Consider the following 16725-nt stretch of genomic DNA (forward strand, 5'->3'; position numbering starts at 1 on the left):
CTCCGGCGGATCAGCCGATGGCGGCGACGCGGTCGCGGTAGGTGCGGGCGGCCGCCGCGTCGCGGTACGGCTCCAGGCGGCGCTCGAAGTCGCGTACGTACTCCACGGCCCGCGCCGAGCGCATCTCGGAGGCCTGCTGGGCGGCCTCGGCGCCCAGCGCGCAGGCCTGGTCGAGCTCGCCGAGGGCGAGGCGGGAGGTGGCGAGGACGACCCGGCAGAAGAGCCGGCTGCGCGCGAAGCCGGGGGCGCGCAGCTGGAGGGCGCGCTCGGCATGCTGGGCCGCGGGCCGGTACTGCTGGAGGTCGCGGTGGCAGTGCCCGAGCTCGTCGGCGAGCTGGGCCTCGTCGAACATCCGGGCCCAGTACGGCACCTCGTCGCCGGGCCGGGCGGCTTCCAGGGCCCGCTCGGCCCGGACCAGGGAGGCGCTGCACGCGCGCGCCTCGCCGAGGACCGCGTGCCCGCGGGCCTCGACGGCCTGGAGCATCGCCTGGACGACGGGCGGCGCCGCGGGCCCGACGCCCTGCTGGGCGACCCGGGCGAGCTGTACGGCCTCCCGCCCGTGGCCGAGGTAGACGGCCTGGCAGCTCATGGTGAGGAGCACGTACGAGCCGTAGGCCCGGTCCCCGGCCGCCTGCGCGAGGCGCAGCGCCTGGACGAAGTAGCGCTGGGCGAGGCCGTGGGCGGCGATGTCGTACGAGGTCCAGCCGGCGAGCCGGGTGAGGTCGGCGGCCGCGGCGAAGAGGCGGCGGCCGACGGACTCGCCGTAGGTGCCGCGCAGCATCGGCTCGGTCTCGTGCTCCAGGTAGCGGACGAGCGCCTGGCGGGCGTGACCACCGCCGTAGGCGTGGTCGAGGGTGCGGAAGAGCTCGCCGACCGAGCGGAGGGCGGCGATGTCGCCACTGGAGACCCGCTGGCCGGGCCCCCGGTCCGTACCGCGCTGCCGGGGCACGGAGAAGCGGCCCTGGGGCGGGACGCGCGGGTCGCCCGGGTCGCTCGGGATGCGCGGGTCGTGCGGGGTACGGGGTTCGTGCGGGGCACGGGAGTCTCCGGTGGGCGCGCCGGTGTTCCGGAGGCCGGGGCCGCCGGGCCGGCCGGGGGCTAGCTCGCCGCGCGCCACCCGGTCGTCGGCGCGGCCGATGAGCCAGTCGCGGCTGGGGACGACGAGCCCCGCCGGGGTGAAGGCGATCTTGCGGAGCTCGGCGTGGCTGCCGGAGTCCTTGCGCCACAGGCCGCTGACGATGTCGACGGCCTCCTCGGGGGTCGCCGCGAACTCCAGGCCCGCGTAGACCGGCGCGCAGGCGTCGAGACCGAGGTCCTGCGCGGAGAGGCGGCGGCCGAGGCGCCGGGTGAAGACCTCCGCGATGAGGGCGGGGGTGGTGCCGCGCGGCTGCTGGCCGCGGAGCCAGCGGGTCACGGAGGTCTTGTCGTACCGCAGGTCGAGGCCGTGCTCCAGACCGAGCTGGTCCACCCGTCTGGCGAGGCCCGCATTGGAGAACCCGGCTTCGGCGATGAGCGCGGCGAGCTGGCGGTTCGGGATGCGCTGCGGTGGTCGTTCCGTCATCAGCTGTGCGGTCTCCTGCCTTCCGGGCCCAGGTGCAGCCCGTTCGGACCCTCATGGATCGGCGTGAATTTAGCGGTCTCCACGGCCCGTACCGCCACCTTCGCCCCACATTCATCCGATCGTGTGAGGATTGACGGCACCGCTGACGTAGCCGCCGCGGTCCTCCTGAGGGAGGGAGCGCCCCGACAGCGCCCGTAGGCGCACCACCAGGGGCGCATCTACACGCGTCCGCGGCCACCCCCGTACTGGTGTCCACGGCATCGCCGTACAGTGGCATGGGCGCGAATGACGCATGGTGCCTCGCCGGCCCGGGATGATCCCCGGAACCCGGCCGCGGCACCCAGGAGGAGGCATGGCCGTGAGTGAGCTGCGATTCGTCCGCCTTGGATTCGGCGCTGATGCCGTCGACTACCAGGCGGCCTGGGACAAGCAGCGCGAGGTGCACGCGGCCCGGTTCGCCGACGAGACCGCCGACACCTGCCTGCTCCTGGAGCATCCGCCGGTCTACACGGCCGGCCGGCGCACGGCGGAGAGCGAGCGCCCGCTCGACGGGACGCCCGTCGTGGACGTGGACCGCGGCGGCAAGATCACCTGGCACGGCCCCGGCCAGCTGGTGGGCTACCCGATCATGAAGCTGCCCCGCCCGGTGGACGTCGTCGCGCACGTCCGCCGCCTGGAGGACGCCCTGATCCGTACGGCCGCGGAGTTCGGCGTGGAGACGAGCCGGGTCGAGGGCCGCAGCGGTGTCTGGGTCCTCGGGGACCCGGTGGAGGACCGGCCGTCGATCGGCGGGCTCTCCCTCGACTTCGACCCCCGGCTGACCGACGAGGAGTTCGACCCGCGGCTGAACGGCCCGGAGTACGCCCCGTCCAACGCCGGCCAGCGCCGCGAGGACCGCAAGCTCGCCGCCATCGGCATCCGGGTCGCCAAGGGCGTCACCATGCACGGCTTCGCCCTCAACGTGAACCCCGACAACGCCTGGTTCGACCGCATCATCCCGTGCGGCATCCGCGACGCGGGCGTGACCTCGCTCGCCAACGAGCTGGGCCGGGACCTCACGATCGAGGAGGTGCTCCCGGTCGTGGAGCGCCACCTGCGGGAGGTCCTGGAGCAGGCGGAGCTCAAGCCGCGTGAGGTCGAGCGTCCGACGGAGCCCGCCCCCGTCTGAGGGGCGGTCTGAGGAATGCGGGGCTCTGGCCAGAGGTTGGCCAGAGGTAAGGCATGGGAAGCAACGGGCGTACTCTGGTGTGCGCCGAAGAATCGAAGCTACAGGAGCCGATGTGTCCGCAGTCGCACCCGACGGACGCAAGATGCTGCGCCTGGAGGTCCGGAACGCCCAGACCCCCATCGAGCGCAAGCCCGAGTGGATCAAGACCCGCGCGAAAATGGGTCCCGAGTACACGAAGATGCAGAGCCTCGTGAAGAGCGAGGGTCTGCACACGGTCTGCCAGGAGGCGGGCTGTCCCAACATCTTCGAGTGCTGGGAGGACCGCGAGGCGACCTTCCTCATCGGCGGCGACCAGTGCACCCGGCGCTGCGACTTCTGCCAGATCGACACGGGCAAGCCCGAGGCGCTGGACCGTGACGAGCCGCGCCGCGTGGGCGAGTCGGTCGTCACGATGGACCTGAACTACGCCACCATCACGGGCGTCGCGCGCGACGACCTGGAGGACGGCGGTGCCTGGCTGTACGCGGAGACCGTGCGCCAGATCCACCAGCAGACGGCGGAGCGCGCCGAGGGCCGTACGAAGGTCGAGCTGCTCGCCCCCGACTTCAACGCGGTGCCGGAGCTCCTGGCGGAGGTCTTCGCCTCCCGCCCCGAGGTCTTCGCGCACAACGTGGAGACCGTGCCGCGGATCTTCAAGCGGATCCGTCCGGGCTTCCGTTACGAGCGCTCGCTCGACGTCATCACGCAGGCGCGGGACTACGGTCTGGTCACGAAGTCCAACCTGATCCTCGGCATGGGCGAGACCCGCGAAGAGGTCAGCGAGGCACTGCGGCAGCTGCACGACGCGGGCTGCGAGCTCATCACGATCACGCAGTACCTGCGCCCCTCCGTCCGGCACCACCCCGTCGAGCGCTGGGTGAAGCCGCAGGAGTTCGTGGAGCTGAAGGAGGAGGCCGACGAGATCGGCTTCTCCGGTGTGATGTCGGGCCCGCTGGTCCGTTCCTCGTACCGCGCGGGCCGTCTGTTCCAGCAGGCGATCGAGAAGCGCGGCGCGGTGGACAACGCCACTCAGGCCGTGTGAATCGGCGCACAAGTGGTTACCGGCCGGTAGTGGCCGGATTCGACGCGGCCCGTACGACCCCGCAGCTCAGCGGGGACGTACGGGCCGCGTCGTCGTTCCGCCGGCCGCGCGGTTGGCCGCACCAACGTTTCATCAGTGTTTGACCACCGGGTCACGCCCTGGTAACACCGATCTGTGAGCCTGGTTTCACTCACCGCCACCACCCGCTCACATCCCCCCGCCTCGTCTCATCCGCAATCGAGGGAGGACCCCGACATGCCGGCCGCATCGACGCACGTCCGCGTCACCGCGATCCCGTCCGTCACCGACGCCCTGAAGGCCGTGGAGGCCCTGCTGCTCGGCGCCGGGCAGCGCACCGCCCGCCGCAACGCCTGGACCTCCGTGCTGGAGGACCGCCGCCACGCCAAGGACCGGGTCGAGGCCCAGCATGTGATGGAGGCCGCGTCGGGCCGCGCTTCCCGGGCCACGTAAACTTCAGGACATGGCGAGGAAGGCAAACACTGGCAGCGCTGACGCTGCGAACCAGGGGCGACTCAAGCAGATCGCCCTCACGTACAAGATGACCCGAAAGGCGGACCCGAAGGTCGGTCTGATCGTCGCGGGCGTGGGCATCGGCGTACTCGGTGTCCTCCTCGCGATCGGCTTCCTCATCGGGCATCCGGTCTATCTGGGCATCCTGGGCTTCGTCCTGGCGCTCCTGGCGGCGGCCATCGTGTTCGGGCGGCGCGCCGAGCGCGCGGCCTTCGGGCAGATGGAGGGTCAGCCCGGCGCGGCGGCGGCGGTGCTGCAGAACGTCGGACGCGGTTGGACGACGACCCCCGCGGTCGCGATGAACCGCAGCCAGGACGTCGTGCACCGCGCGGTCGGGCGGGCCGGCATCGTGCTCGTGGCGGAGGGCAACCCGAACCGGGTGAAGACTCTGCTCGCGGCCGAGAAGAAGCGGATGAACCGCGTCGTGGTGGACGTGCCGGTGCACGACGTCATCGTCGGCGACGGCGAGGGCCTGGTGCCGCTCAAGAAGCTCCGTACGACCATGCTCAAGATGCCCCGGGTCCTCACCGGCCCGCAGGTCACCGCGGCCAACGACCGGCTGCGGGCGATGGGCGACCTCATGAGCAACATGCCGCTGCCGAAGGGTCCGATGCCGAAGGGCATGCGGATGCCGCGCGGCGGAAAGATGCGCTGACGCGCCCGACCGAACGACCGCCTCGACGGAGAAGGGCCCCGGACCACACGGTCCGGGGCCCTTCTCTCGTACCGCTCGTCCCCACGGGATCAGATACGGACCTGGACGGCGCCTGAGAGGCGGTCGTGGAGGCCGCGGCCGTCACGGTCCCAGATGAGGGCCGGGATGGCCAGGCAGACGAGTACGGAGCGGATCACCACGCGCGGGAAGCCGAGCCGGCCGCCCCGTGCGGAGACGACCCGCAGGCCGAAGAGGCGCTTGCCCGGCGTCGAGCCGACGGTGCCGACCGTCAGGACGCTCAGGACGAGCAGGATGACGAGGGCCCAGTTGCCGGTGGCCTGGTTGTAGCCGTCGGTGATCAGGCCGTATGCGATCAGGAGGCAGAGCGCCCAGTCGACGGCGAGGGCGCCGAGACGGCGCCCGGGGCGGGCGATCGAACCGGGTCCCTCCTCGGGCAGTCCCAGCTGCCGACCCCGGTAACCGAAGTCCACGCCTGCTTGCTCCGCCGCGGCACGGGGGCCGGAGAGCCACGATCCGAGTGCTTGCCTGTTGTCCACCCGACCACGGTACTGCGCCCGTTTTCGATCACTTCCGTCCGGGTCGGTCCAGGCACGCCGGAGAGCGGCACACACCCACTCCGGTTAACTTCGACGAAACAAATGGGTCATGCTGGAGAAATCCCGTCTGCCTATGGTCGGGTCCAGCGTGTGCCACTGCACTGGCCGCACAACCGAGCTGCAACCCCGCCCCTCCCCGGGCCGGGAGTAGGAGGAGTGGGATGTCCGAGAAGCACGGGTTCCAGAACGCCGACGAGGTCAACAAGTTCATCAAGGACAACGACGTCAAGATGGTCGACGTCCGGTTCTGCGACCTTCCGGGCGTGATGCAGCACTTCACGATCCCGGCGACGGCCTTCGACCCGTCCGAGGAGCTCGCCTTCGACGGCTCCTCGATCCGCGGCTTCCAGGCCATCCACGAGTCCGACATGGCGCTCCGCGCCGACCTGTCGACGGCCCGCGTGGACCCCTTCCGCCGCGACAAGACGCTCAACATCAACTTCTTCATCCACGACCCGATCACGGGCGAGCAGTACAGCCGTGACCCGCGCAACATCGCGAAGAAGGCCGAGGCGTACCTCGCCTCCACCGGCATCGCCGACACCGCCTACTTCGGCCCCGAGGCGGAGTTCTACGTCTTCGACTCGGTGCGCTTCGAGACCTCGGCGAACCAGGGCTTCTACCACATCGACTCCGAGGCCGGCGCCTGGAACACCGGTGCGGAGGAGAACAACCGCGGCTACAAGGTCCGCTACAAGGGCGGCTACTTCCCGGCCCCGCCGGTCGACCACTTCGCCGACCTGCGCTCCGAGATCTCCCTGGAGCTGGAGAACGTCGGCCTCCAGGTCGAGCGCCAGCACCACGAGGTCGGCACCGCCGGCCAGGCCGAGATCAACTACAAGTTCAACACGCTGCTCGCCGCGGCCGACGACCTGATGCTCTTCAAGTACATCGTGAAGAACGTCGCCTGGCGCAACGGCAAGACCGCGACCTTCATGCCGAAGCCGATCTTCGGCGACAACGGCTCGGGCATGCACGTCCACCAGTCGCTGTGGGCGAACGGCGACCCGCTGTTCTACGACGAGACGGGCTACGCGGGCCTCTCGGACACCGCCCGCTACTACATCGGCGGCATCCTCAAGCACGCCCCGTCGCTGCTCGCCTTCACCAACCCGACGGTGAACTCGTACCACCGCCTGGTCCCGGGCTTCGAGGCCCCGGTCAACATGGTGTACTCGCAGCGCAACCGCTCCGCCGCCATGCGCATCCCGATCACGGGCTCGAACCCGAAGGCCAAGCGCGTCGAGTTCCGCGCGCCGGACCCGTCCTCGAACCCGTACCTCGCCTTCTCGGCGCTGCTCCTCGCGGGCCTCGACGGCGTGAAGAACAAGATCGAGCCGGCGGAGCCGATCGACAAGGACCTGTACGAGCTGGCTCCCGAGGAGCACGCGAACGTCCAGCAGGTCCCGACCAACCTGGAGGCCGTCCTCCACGCCCTCGAGGACGACAACGAGTACCTGCAGGCCGGTGGCGTCTTCACGTCCGACCTGATCGAGACGTGGATCGACTACAAGCGCACCCACGAGATCGCCCCGATCCAGCTGCGCCCGCACCCGCACGAGTTCGAGCTCTACTTCGACCTCTAAGCCGGACGTTCGGCCGCCAAGCCGGACGCGCCTCACGAACGAAGGCCGCCGCACCCGGAGCTCCGGGTGCGGCGGCCTTCGCCGTCTCCTGGTCCCTTCCGGGTCAGCGCCCGTAGCGGATCAGGGCGCGGACCATGCGGCAGGTGGTGTCGGAGGGCGGGTGGATGCCGATGCCGGCCGCTGTCGTGCGTATCGTCGCGTTCGTGGCCTTCGACGGGATGTAGACCCCGGCGTCGAGCAGGGCGATCGCAAGACGCATGGCCTTCAGGCGGCGGTTGTGCGTCACGTACCACTCGCGGGGGCGGCCCGCGGGGAGCGGCTTCCTCTGGAGCGGCTTCCAGGGTTCGAGGGACGGTGTCCGGATCACGGCGAGAGCCATGGGCTACCTCCTGGCGAACGGCGGGGTGCGGGCCCTCCCCGGGACCCTCACCTTCACCCCTTATTTTAGTGGCCCCCACTGACAATCGCCCCTGGCCAGACAGGGTTTAGGGGGTGGTGGAGAGCGGCCTGGGGGGTACCGTGGGCGGCATGGAGATCTGGATCAATCCCGCCTGTTCCAAGTGCCGCAGCGCCCTCACCCTGCTCGACGCGGAGGGCGCCGAGTACACCGTGCGCCGCTACCTGGAGGACGTGCCCACACCCGACGAGATCCGGCAGGTCCTCGACCGGCTCGGACTCGAACCGTGGGACATCACGCGGACGCAGGAGGCGGTCGCCACGGAGCTCGGGGTGAAGGAGTGGCCCCGGGACGCGGCCCACCGCGACCGGTGGATCGAGGCGCTCGCCGGGCACCCCAAGCTGATCCAGCGGCCGATCATCACGGCGGAGGACGGCACGGCCGTCGTGGCCCGGTCGGAGGAGGCCGTGCGGGACGCCCTGTCCCGTTGAGTCCGTCGGTGGTACGGGGAGGGCCTCAGGGCCCGGGAGGGAGCGCGGTGAGCGGGACGACGGGTGGAGGGCCCGACGGGCTCGGGGTCGATCTGCATCTGGAGCTCGGTGCGGGCGGCAGCCGGCGGGCCCTGCTCATCGGGGCCCTGCGCGAGGCCGTACGCGGTGGGCGACTGGCGCCCGGGACGCGACTGCCGCCCTACCGGTCGCTCGCCGCCGACCTCGGGATCGCCCGGAACACCGTCGCCGACGCCTACGCAGAGCTGGTCGCCGAGGGCTGGCTGACCTCCCGCCAGGGCTCCGGGACCCGGGTGGCCGAGCAGGTCTCCGCCCCCGCCCCGGGGCCGGTGCGACCCGCCGCGCCGCCACCGCTCCCGTACGACCTCGTCCAGGGCAAGCCCGACCCCGGCGCCTTCCCGCGCGCGGCCTGGCTGGCGGCGGCCCGGCGGGCGCTGACGGCCGCGCCGCACGAGGCCTTCGGGACCGGGGACCCGCGCGGCCGGATCGAACTGCGCCGGGCTCTCGCCGCGTACCTCGCCCGCGTCCGGGGCGTACGGACCACCCCGGACCGGATCGTGGTCTGCTCCGGCACCGCGCACGCCCTGCGGCTGCTCGCGCGCGTGACCCGGGGAACCCCGCCCCCGCCCTGGGCCGTCGAGGCGTACGGGCTCCCCTTCCACCGGGGGCTGTTCGGCGAGGCGGGCGTCGGCACGGTGCCGGTCACCGTCGACGGGGACGGGGCGCGGATCGCGGAGATCCCCCCGGAGGCGGGCGCCGTCCTGCTCACCCCCGCCCATCAGTTCCCCACCGGCGGACCGCTGCACCCCGAGCGCCGGGCCGGCGTCCTGGAGTGGGCCCGCCGGACCGGCGGGCTGGTCGTGGAGGACGACTACGACGGGGAGTTCCGCTACGACCGGCGCCCCGTGGGGGCCGTCCAGGGCCTCGACCCCGAGCGGACGGTCTTCCTCGGCTCCCTCAGCAAGAGCCTCTCCCCCGCGCTGCGGATCGGCTGGATGTGCCTGCCGACGACGCTCGTCGACGGGGTCGTCGCGGCGAAGGGCGTGCGCGAACCGTACGCCTCGGCGACGGAGCAGCTCACGTTCGCGGACTTCCTCGACTCCGGCGCCTACGACCGGCACGTCCGGCGGATGCGGCAGCGCCACCGCGTGCGGCGCGACCGACTGGTGTCGGTGCTCGCGGAGCGGGTTCCGGGGGTACGGGTGACGGGGCTCGCCGCCGGGCTGCACGCCGTCGTGGAACTGCCCCCGGGCACCGAACGGTCCGCCGTCACCGCCGCGGCCCGGCACGGGGTCGCCGTGGAGGGCCTGTCGGACTACCGGCACCCGGAGGCACGGGGCCCCGCCCTCCCCGACGGCCTCGTCGTCGGCTACGCCACGCCACCGGAACGGCTGTACGGAGCGGCCCTGGACGCCCTGTGCGACGCCCTGTGCGACACCTTGGGGCCGACGGTGCTCGGCGCGCCGGCAGGGCCTTCGTCCTGACGCGTTCGGCCTGGAGTACGGCGAGACCGAGCGCTGGGGGGTGTCGTGTCGATCAAGTCGGATCAGGGAGCGGTGTCTGGTGCCGTGGATCGCAAGGCGGAGGAGGGAGTCATGGCGGAGTCATGGCGGAGTCATGGCGAGTGACGACAACGCGGCGAGGCACGGTGCCAGGCCCCGCGAGCCCGGCCTGATCGACACGACACCCCCCAGGCCCTCAGGCGTCGGCGGCGAGCCGCTCCGCCTCCGTCAGGATCTCGGTCAGGCGGAGGCCGAAGCGGGCGTCGCACGGGTGCGGCTCGCCCGTGCGGGCGGCCGCGAGCAGGGCGTCGACGGCCGCGCCGAAGGCTTCCAGAGCCCCCTCCCAGCGGGGCATTCCGGCGCGCCCCCGGGTGCCGTACAGCGTGAGCGCCGCCTCCGCCGCCTCCGGTGGGGCGCCGAGGGTCAGGGTGGCCGTGCTGCTCGCGCCCGAGGTGTGGCGCAGGACCAGGTGGTGGGTGTCCTCCGGGCCGCGCGCGGCCGTGATCGCCGTGACGTCGCCCAGGACCGGCAGGAAGACGGAGAGGACGTGCGGGCCGACGTCCCACAGCCCGCCCTTCTCCCGCCGCCACGGGGAGTCCGCGTACGGGGAGGCGGAGCCCGGTCCGTACAGCGAGCCGAGCCAGTGCGCCTCGCCCAGGAACCAGCCGCCCGCCGCCGCCTGCTCCTCGGTCCAGCGGGCCGTCGGCTCCGCGAACCGCAGGGTGCAGAACACCACCGAGGCGACCCCGGCCGTCTCGACCGCCGCGGCCACCTCGCGGGCCGCGGCGACCGTCGTGGCGACCGGCTTGTCGAGCAGGACGTGACAGCCGGCCTCCGCCGCCCGCACCGCGAGCGGGGCCTGGACGTCCGGCGGGAGCGCGAACGCGACGGCGTCGCTCGCCGCGAAGAGGGCGTCCACGTCCTCGTACGCGCGCGTCCCTGACGCGTCGGCGAGCCCGGCCGCCGCCTCCGGGCGTCTGCCCCACACCCCGCTGAACTCGACGCCCGGATGCCCGGCGAGCGCGGGCGCGTGCGTACGGGCGGCCCAGGGGCCGGTGCCGAGGAGTCCGATACGGGGCTTCGCGCCCAGCTGCTTCGCCATGCCCCCAGTCTGCCGGGTGGCACCGACAGGAAGGGGAAAGGGGACCCGCCCGGGCCCGAGATCCGCCGGCCGGCCGGGGAACTCCGGCGAGGTCCAGCGGGTGTGGCGCTCCCGGCTCGGTCCGGAGCGGCGGACGCGTGTCGTCCGCCTCGACCCCGTATACGACGCCGAGGGCTTCGACGTGCACCGGCCGGCGTACGAGGAGGTCGTGCGGCGGATCGAGGCGGCGGGGTCCGGCGGGCTGCTCGACGCGTACGTCGCCGCACAGCGGTCGTGGGAAAAACAGGAAGGCTGAGTAACACGGGGTTCACAAACGGGCAACCGACGGGAAATCCCGTGTTGCGAAGCTGCGACCGGACACAGACACCGCAGCTTCTCGCAGCGCCGCGAGCCGCAGCGTACCCGCAGCAGCACGCCCAAAGGATGAGGCCCGTGACCTTCAAGGCTGAGTACATCTGGATCGACGGCACCGAGCCGACCGCGAAGCTTCGCTCGAAGACGAAGATAATCGTGGGCGGCGGCGCCGCGCTCGACGAGCTGCCGATCTGGGGCTTCGACGGTTCCAGCACGAACCAGGCCAAGGGCCACGCCTCGGACCGTGTCCTCAAGCCGGTCTTCGTCTGCCCGGACCCGATCCGCGGCGGCGCCGACATCCTGGTGCTCTGCGAGGTCCTCAACACGGACATGACGCCGCACGAGTCCAACACGCGTGCCGCGCTCGCCGAGGTGTCCGCGAAGTACGCCGCTCAGGAGCCGATCTTCGGCATCGAGCAGGAGTACACCTTCTTCGACGGCGAGCGTCCGCTCGGCTTCCCGGTCGGCGGCTTCCCGGCCCCGCAGGGCGGCTACTACTGCGGTGTCGGCGCCGACGAGATCTTCGGCCGTGACATCGTCGAGGCGCACCTGGAGAACTGCCTCACCGCGGGTCTGGGCATCTCCGGCATCAACGCCGAGGTCATGCCGGGCCAGTGGGAGTTCCAGGTCGGCCCGCTGGCGCCCCTGGAGGTCTCGGACCAGCTGTGGGTCGCCCGCTGGCTGCTGTACCGCACGGCCGAGGACTTCAAGGTCTCCGCGACCCTGGACCCGAAGCCGGTGAAGGGCGACTGGAACGGCGCGGGCGCGCACACCAACTTCTCCACCAAGGCGATGCGCGAGGGCTACGACGCGATCATCACCGCCGCCGAGTCCCTCGGCGAGGGCTCGAAGCCGCTCGACCACGTCAAGAACTACGGCGCCGGCATCGACGACCGCCTGACGGGTCTGCACGAGACCGCCCCGTGGGACAAGTACTCCTACGGCGTCTCGGACCGCGGCGCCTCGGTCCGCATCCCGTGGCAGGTCGAGCAGGACCAGAAGGGCTACATCGAGGACCGTCGCCCGAACGCGAACGTGGACCCGTACGTGGTGACCCGCCTGATGGTGGACACCTGCTGCGAGGCCCTGGAGAAGGTCGGCCAGGTCTGATCCACGGGTCGAACGGGTCGACCGGGTCGATCCGCGCGCACTCCTGAAGAGGCGCCCACCGTTTCGTACGGTGGGCGCCTCTTCCGTCATGTGGGATGGATGACACGGGGTTTGGCCGACGAAAGGCTCGTCGGAGGCATTCCCTTCTGGTTCAATAGGGATATGGCCACCATGAAGAACGACACCGCGACGGGTCGTCACGACCTCGAGCCGTTCTGGCCTTCCCGGCAGCATCACGACTTCGACCGGGTGTGTTGCCGCGCGAGGAACGCGTCGGCCCTCTAAAGCCCCGATCGGTACGGTCCGATCCACGGCCTTCGGCCGACGCGCACGACGAATGACGTACGACGCCTGTCCGTTCGTTCCTCCGCGCGAAAGAGCTGACCTTCCATGGCCCACACCCAGACCGCCTCCCTCGCCGCCGCCCGTCCCGGCCGGCACCGACTGCGTGCCGTCGATCCGAACGAGGTCGCCGGCCCCTCGCCGCTTCCCGCGGCTCCCCCGCTGTCCCAGCTCTCCCAGCTCGCCCGGCTCTCCCAGGTGGCGGACTTCCTGCCGCCCGGCGCCACGCTGCTCCCGGCGCCGCAGCACGCGCTGCCGACGCTGCCGGGGCGCCCGCCGATGGTCGGGTACCTCGTGCTCGTACCGGCCGACCAGCAGGTGCCCGTGGGCGCCCCCGTCCCCGCGTCGCCCGTGGCGACGGAGGAGCAGGGGCCGGTGGCCATCGACGGGGTCCGGCGGATCGCCGTCGTGGACGGGGAGGCGCTCGACCTGACGTATCTGGAGTTCGAGCTGCTCGCGCATCTGGTGGCGCACCCCCACCGGGTGCACACCCGCGACCAGTTGGTCACGACGGTGTGGGGGTACGGGCACGTCGGCGACGGCCGTACGGTCGACGTCCACGTGGCCCGGCTGCGCCGGAAGCTGGGCGCCGAGCACCGCCACACGATCCAGACCGTGCGGCGGGTCGGCTACAAGTACACGCCCTGATCAGTTCGTTCGGGTGGTCCTCGCCCTTACCTTCGCCACGGCGGCGAGGGTGAGGTCCACCGCAAGGAACAGCAGCAGGCTGAGGCCGAGCAGCGGGATGAACCAGCCGACCAGCGCCGTCACCGCCGCGAGCGGCAGCAGCATCGTCACCGGGACCTTCCGCCAGGCCCCGCGCGCCACCGGGCGGCCGGGACGGCGCAGCCACCACATGCGGTAGCCCCAGAGGATCAGCAGGATCAGGGAGAGCGCGAGGGCCGCGAGCGCCAGCTGGTTGAACAGGCCCAGGAACACGCCCGTGTGGGTGTCGATGCCTATCCGGGTCAGCTTCGCGAGGAGCGGGTAGTCGGCGAACGCGAGGCGGTCGAGGACCGTGCCGTCCGCCGGGTTCACCGCCACCGAGTCCAGCTGCAGCGGGAACTGCGTGTCGGTCTCCTTGACCACGTACCCCTTGCCCTCGGCGGGCAGGACGACCGAGACGCTCGGGCTGTCGATGCCGGCCGCGCGGGCCGCCTCGACCGCCTCGTCGACGCCGATGTCCGGGCCCTGCGCGGTGGTGCCGCCCTGCGGGTGACCGGCGCCGTGGCCCTCGTGTTCCGAGCCGGAGCCGGCCGCGCCGTCGAGCGTCGCGGAGATCTTGGGGGTGGCGCCGCCGAGACCGTCCTGCACGGTGCCGATGTTCTCGCCCGCGTACCGCGACCAGGTCAGGCCCGTCGCGGAGAGCAGGACGAGTCCGGTGACCGCCCAGAGACCGACCGAGCCGTGCCAGGAGAGGGTGCGGCGGCGGGACTTCGGGCCCCGCTCGGGGACGAGCAGGGCACGGCGGTTCTTCCTGCGGCGGCCGAACCAGAGCAGTACGCCGCCGAGGGCGATCACCCACAGCCAGCTCGCGGCCAGTTCGCTGTAGTTGCGGCCGAGTTCGCCGAGGTGCAGATCGGCGTGGAGGCCGTCGATCCAGGTGCGCAGCGGGAGGGCGCCGGAGCTGCCGAAGCTGGGCAGCTGTCCGCGCACCTCTCCGGTGTACGGGTCGACGAAGACCGCGAGCGAGGTGCCCTCGGGGACGTCCGGGTCGGCCATCAGGACCCGGGTGGTCGCGCCCGGTTCGGCGCCGGGCCAGACGGCGGTGACGGTGCCGTTGGGGTTGACCTTGCGGGCGATGTTCACCTGCTGCGAGAGCGGCACGGTGGTGTCGCCGACGGGGACCTCCAGCTCGTGCGCGTAGATCACCTTCTCGGCCTGGAAGGAGAGCGCGTAGAGCAGGCCGCTCGCGGCGGCCACCAGGAGGAACGGGGCGACGAGCACGCCCGCGTAGAAGTGGAGGCGCAGGACCAGGGGGCGCAGGGCGCTCCAGGTGCCGGCTCTGCCCGTGCCGGTCTTCCCCGGGGTGGGGGTCGTCGCGTCGGTGGGTTCCGACGGTGGCGCCTCGGTCGTTTCGGGGCGTGCGGGATCGTCGATGGTCATGGCTGACCCGTCCTTGGAGTCGGTGTGGACAACGGGAGGAGACCCCCGGTGTCAGACGTGTGCTCCGAGGGTCGTGGCGCGGGGGACGGGCAGCCGGGGCGGGCCGCGCCGGGAGAGGGTGTGCGCGAGGACGACGGTGTGCGGGCGGTGGGCGTTCCCGTGCGCCCGGCGGACCGGGCCCCGGCGCGGGGCGTCGGGCACGTGGACGCGTGCGAGCAGCAGGCGCAGCGGGGTGAAGGCGTACGCGAGGGCCGCCCGGGCCAGCGTGAAGAACGCGGCCTCGCCGTGGGCCAGCCAGAGGCCGCAGAGGAGCGCGGCGAGGAGGTGGACGGTGAGCATGCCGGTGCCCATGGAGGCCATGGATTCCATGGCGCCCGTGGCGCCCGTGGAAGTCGTGGCCTCCGTGGAGGTCATGGCTGCGGGGTCCATGGCGGTGTGTCCGGTCACGCTCGTCATGCCGGTCATCGGGTGCGGGTGCGGCGCGTGCGCCGTCGGGTGCGCCCCCGTCGTCGAGAAGAACAGGTGCAGCGCGCCCTGGAGGACGACCATGGCACCCGTGATGGCCGGCGTACCCCGGCGTCGTCCCGCCACGGCCCAGGCCGCGACCGCCGTCGCGCCGAAGGCGCCGAGCAGCGCGAGCGCCGGGAGCCGGTGCGCAGACATGGACGAATGCCCCACGGCGGCCAAGGTCACGCACACCACCGCGAAAAGTGCGGCTCGCAGGGCGCGCAGGGGCGACCGGGCATCCGTCATCGTCCGCCATGGTGCCATCCCGCCATCTGGCCGAACAGACCGCCGTCCGCTTCCCGTCCACTTCCCCGTCCGCGCCCTGACCTCTTCCCGTTCCCGGCCCTGCCCTGGGCCCCGCCCCGGCCCTGTCGCGGCCATGTCCCGGGCCCTGTCGCGGCCGTGTCCCGGGCCCTGTCGCGACCCTGCACCTCCCCCCTCGCGCCCCGCTTTCCGCCCGCCGACCCGACCCCCGTTCCTCCCCCGGCGGAATCCTCCCGGAGCGGAATCCCCTGGCCCCCGCCCGCCGCCGCCGGGCAGTCTTCGATCATGAAATTGCTGATTCTCGGTGGTACGGAGTTCGTGGGTCGCGCGGTCGTCGAGGCCGCGCTCGGCCGGGGCTGGGAGGTGACGGTCTTCCACCGTGGCCGCCACGCCGCCCCGGCGGGGGTCCTCTCCCTGCACGGCGACCGCACCGCGGGCCCCGAGGGGCTCGCCGCCCTCGCCGACGGTTCCTGGGACGCCGTCGTGGACACCTGGTCGGCCGCGCCCTCGGCGGTGCGGGACGCGGCCCGGCTGCTCGCCGGCCGGGTCGGGCGGTACGCGTACGTGTCGAGCCGCTCCGTCTACACCTGGCCGCCGGCCGCCGGGCTCGCGGAGGACGGCCCGCTGGTGGACGGTTCGCCGGACGACGGGGACGTGCCGTACGCGGAGGCCAAGCGGGGCGGTGAGCTCGCCGCCACGGCCGCCTTCGGCGCGGACCGGACGCTGCTCGTCCGCGCGGGCCTGATCCTCGGCCCGTACGAGAACATCGGCCGGCTCCCCTGGTGGCTGGGCCGGATCGCGCGCGGCGGCACGGTCCTCGCGCCCGGGCCGAGCGCCCTCCCCCTCCAGTACGTCGACGCCCGCGACCTCGCCGAGTGGACGCTGGACGCGGTGGCGGCCGGGCTCTCCGGGCCGTACAACCTCGTCTCGCCGCCCGGGCACACGACCATGGGCGAGCTGCTCGACGCCTGCGTGCGGGCGACCGGCGCGGACGTCGAGCTCCGCTGGGCCGAGCCGGAGGCGCTCCTCGCGGCCGGGGTGGCTCCCTGGTCGGAGCTGCCGGTGTGGCTGCCGCCGGGCGAGATGTACGACGCGATGCACACCGCCGACGTCTCCCGGGCCGTCGAGGCCGGGCTGCGCTGCCGACCGGTGGCGGAGACCGTCGCGGACACCTGGGCGTGGCTGGAAACGCTCGGCGGGGTCGCGCCGAGGCGCCCCGACCGGCCGGAGGTCGGCCTCTCCCCCGAGCGGGAGGCGGAGTTCCTGGCGAAGCACGCCCCCGACGCCATGGGGTGACGAACTGCCCTCCTTCGGACCATCCACTACGGTCGAC

At 72.6% G+C, this 16725-nt stretch carries 16 protein-coding genes and 1 pseudogene; 11 read left to right on the forward strand and 6 right to left on the reverse strand.

The genetic code is table 11. The features are described 5' to 3' along the window. Positions 1 to 10 precede the first annotated feature (10 nt). Positions 11 to 1561, reverse strand: a complete 1551-nt coding sequence (locus OG580_RS09615) for a regulator (RefSeq protein WP_267043224.1) — start codon at positions 1559 to 1561, stop codon at positions 11 to 13. Between the two features lie 358 nt (positions 1562 to 1919). On the opposite strand from OG580_RS09615, the gene lipB reads away from it, so the two are divergent. The 4 genes from lipB (at position 1920) to OG580_RS09635 (ending at position 4996) form a co-directional block, all read left to right on the forward strand. Next, on the forward strand, positions 1920 to 2729 hold the full coding sequence (gene lipB / locus OG580_RS09620) for a lipoyl(octanoyl) transferase LipB (RefSeq protein WP_267043225.1): 810 nt from the start codon (positions 1920 to 1922) through the stop codon (positions 2727 to 2729). A gap of 112 nt (positions 2730 to 2841) precedes the next feature. After that, complete coding sequence (gene lipA / locus OG580_RS09625; RefSeq protein WP_267043226.1) at positions 2842 to 3810, forward strand: lipoyl synthase; 969 nt, start codon at positions 2842 to 2844, stop codon at positions 3808 to 3810. Positions 3811 to 4065: 255 nt separating this feature from the next. Then, positions 4066 to 4281: a hypothetical protein gene (locus OG580_RS09630; protein WP_267043227.1), complete on the forward strand. Its 216-nt coding sequence runs from the start codon at positions 4066 to 4068 to the stop codon at positions 4279 to 4281. Positions 4282 to 4291: 10 nt separating this feature from the next. Continuing rightward, on the forward strand, positions 4292 to 4996 hold the full coding sequence (locus OG580_RS09635; RefSeq protein WP_267043228.1) for a DUF4191 domain-containing protein: 705 nt from the start codon (positions 4292 to 4294) through the stop codon (positions 4994 to 4996). 89 nt (positions 4997 to 5085) lie between these two features. On the opposite strand, the gene OG580_RS09640 is transcribed toward OG580_RS09635, so the two are convergent. Beyond that, positions 5086 to 5553 carry an RDD family protein gene (locus tag OG580_RS09640; RefSeq protein WP_267043229.1) on the reverse strand — a complete coding sequence of 156 codons (468 nt, stop codon included), beginning with the start codon at positions 5551 to 5553 and terminating at the stop codon, positions 5086 to 5088. A gap of 221 nt (positions 5554 to 5774) precedes the next feature. Here OG580_RS09640 and glnA point away from each other — a divergent pair, with 221 nt between their 5' ends. After that, on the forward strand, positions 5775 to 7199 hold the full coding sequence (glnA, locus tag OG580_RS09645; RefSeq protein WP_267043230.1) for a type I glutamate--ammonia ligase: 1425 nt from the start codon (positions 5775 to 5777) through the stop codon (positions 7197 to 7199). A gap of 103 nt (positions 7200 to 7302) precedes the next feature. Here glnA and OG580_RS09650 read toward each other — a convergent pair whose 3' ends face one another. Further along, complete coding sequence (locus tag OG580_RS09650) at positions 7303 to 7578, reverse strand: hypothetical protein (RefSeq protein ID WP_267043231.1); 276 nt, start codon at positions 7576 to 7578, stop codon at positions 7303 to 7305. 149 nt (positions 7579 to 7727) lie between these two features. Here OG580_RS09650 and OG580_RS09655 point away from each other — a divergent pair, with 149 nt between their 5' ends. Together OG580_RS09655 and OG580_RS09660 are read left to right on the forward strand one after the other, a co-directional pair. Continuing rightward, positions 7728 to 8087, forward strand: coding sequence for an ArsC/Spx/MgsR family protein (locus tag OG580_RS09655; protein ID WP_267043232.1), 360 nt, complete (start codon positions 7728 to 7730; stop codon positions 8085 to 8087). A 47-nt stretch (positions 8088 to 8134) separates the two neighbouring features. Beyond that, a complete protein-coding gene (locus tag OG580_RS09660; protein ID WP_267043233.1) occupies positions 8135 to 9589 on the forward strand; it encodes a PLP-dependent aminotransferase family protein in 1455 nt (484 codons plus the stop codon). Between the two features lie 214 nt (positions 9590 to 9803). Here OG580_RS09660 and OG580_RS09665 read toward each other — a convergent pair whose 3' ends face one another. Next, positions 9804 to 10709: a Gfo/Idh/MocA family protein gene (locus tag OG580_RS09665; RefSeq protein WP_267043234.1), complete on the reverse strand. Its 906-nt coding sequence runs from the start codon at positions 10707 to 10709 to the stop codon at positions 9804 to 9806. Positions 10710 to 10785: 76 nt separating this feature from the next. Here OG580_RS09665 and OG580_RS09670 point away from each other — a divergent pair. The 3 genes and pseudogenes from OG580_RS09670 to OG580_RS09680 form a co-directional block, all read left to right on the forward strand. Next, a pseudogene (locus tag OG580_RS09670) lies at positions 10786 to 11004 on the forward strand (hypothetical protein); the annotation flags it as partial. Positions 11005 to 11141: 137 nt separating this feature from the next. After that, a complete protein-coding gene (gene glnII, locus OG580_RS09675) occupies positions 11142 to 12173 on the forward strand; it encodes a glutamine synthetase (RefSeq protein ID WP_267043235.1) in 1032 nt (343 codons plus the stop codon). Between the two features lie 390 nt (positions 12174 to 12563). After that, positions 12564 to 13163, forward strand: a complete 600-nt coding sequence (locus tag OG580_RS09680; RefSeq protein ID WP_267043236.1) for a winged helix-turn-helix domain-containing protein — start codon at positions 12564 to 12566, stop codon at positions 13161 to 13163. Here the strand turns inward: OG580_RS09680 and OG580_RS09685 are convergent, their stop codons facing one another. Both OG580_RS09685 and OG580_RS09690 read right to left on the reverse strand, forming a co-directional pair. Next, on the reverse strand, positions 13164 to 14621 hold the full coding sequence (locus OG580_RS09685) for a PepSY domain-containing protein (protein ID WP_267043237.1): 1458 nt from the start codon (positions 14619 to 14621) through the stop codon (positions 13164 to 13166). A 51-nt stretch (positions 14622 to 14672) separates the two neighbouring features. Next, positions 14673 to 15284, reverse strand: coding sequence for a hypothetical protein (locus tag OG580_RS09690; RefSeq protein WP_267043238.1), 612 nt, complete (start codon positions 15282 to 15284; stop codon positions 14673 to 14675). Between the two features lie 393 nt (positions 15285 to 15677). On the opposite strand from OG580_RS09690, the gene OG580_RS09695 reads away from it, so the two are divergent. Then, a complete protein-coding gene (locus OG580_RS09695; protein ID WP_267043239.1) occupies positions 15678 to 16688 on the forward strand; it encodes an NAD-dependent epimerase/dehydratase family protein in 1011 nt (336 codons plus the stop codon). Positions 16689 to 16725: the final 37 nt, after the last annotated feature.

Source organism: Streptomyces sp. NBC_00094 (genome assembly GCF_026343125.1).
Taxonomy (GTDB): domain Bacteria; phylum Actinomycetota; class Actinomycetes; order Streptomycetales; family Streptomycetaceae; genus Streptomyces.

Coding starts and splice junctions, on each gene's coding strand:
- OG580_RS09615 (WP_267043224.1), bottom strand. CDS start 1,561: ATGACGGAACGACCACCGCAGCGCATCCCGAACCGCCAGCTCGCCGCG.
- OG580_RS09630 (WP_267043227.1), top strand. CDS start 4,066: ATGCCGGCCGCATCGACGCACGTCCGCGTCACCGCGATCCCGTCCGTC.
- OG580_RS09635 (WP_267043228.1), top strand. CDS start 4,292: ATGGCGAGGAAGGCAAACACTGGCAGCGCTGACGCTGCGAACCAGGGG.
- glnA (WP_267043230.1), top strand. CDS start 5,775: ATGTCCGAGAAGCACGGGTTCCAGAACGCCGACGAGGTCAACAAGTTC.
- OG580_RS09650 (WP_267043231.1), bottom strand. CDS start 7,578: ATGGCTCTCGCCGTGATCCGGACACCGTCCCTCGAACCCTGGAAGCCG.
- OG580_RS09655 (WP_267043232.1), top strand. CDS start 7,728: ATGGAGATCTGGATCAATCCCGCCTGTTCCAAGTGCCGCAGCGCCCTC.
- OG580_RS09665 (WP_267043234.1), bottom strand. CDS start 10,709: ATGGCGAAGCAGCTGGGCGCGAAGCCCCGTATCGGACTCCTCGGCACC.
- OG580_RS09680 (WP_267043236.1), top strand. CDS start 12,564: ATGGCCCACACCCAGACCGCCTCCCTCGCCGCCGCCCGTCCCGGCCGG.
- OG580_RS09685 (WP_267043237.1), bottom strand. CDS start 14,621: ATGACCATCGACGATCCCGCACGCCCCGAAACGACCGAGGCGCCACCG.
- OG580_RS09690 (WP_267043238.1), bottom strand. CDS start 15,284: ATGTCTGCGCACCGGCTCCCGGCGCTCGCGCTGCTCGGCGCCTTCGGC.
- OG580_RS09695 (WP_267043239.1), top strand. CDS start 15,678: ATGAAATTGCTGATTCTCGGTGGTACGGAGTTCGTGGGTCGCGCGGTC.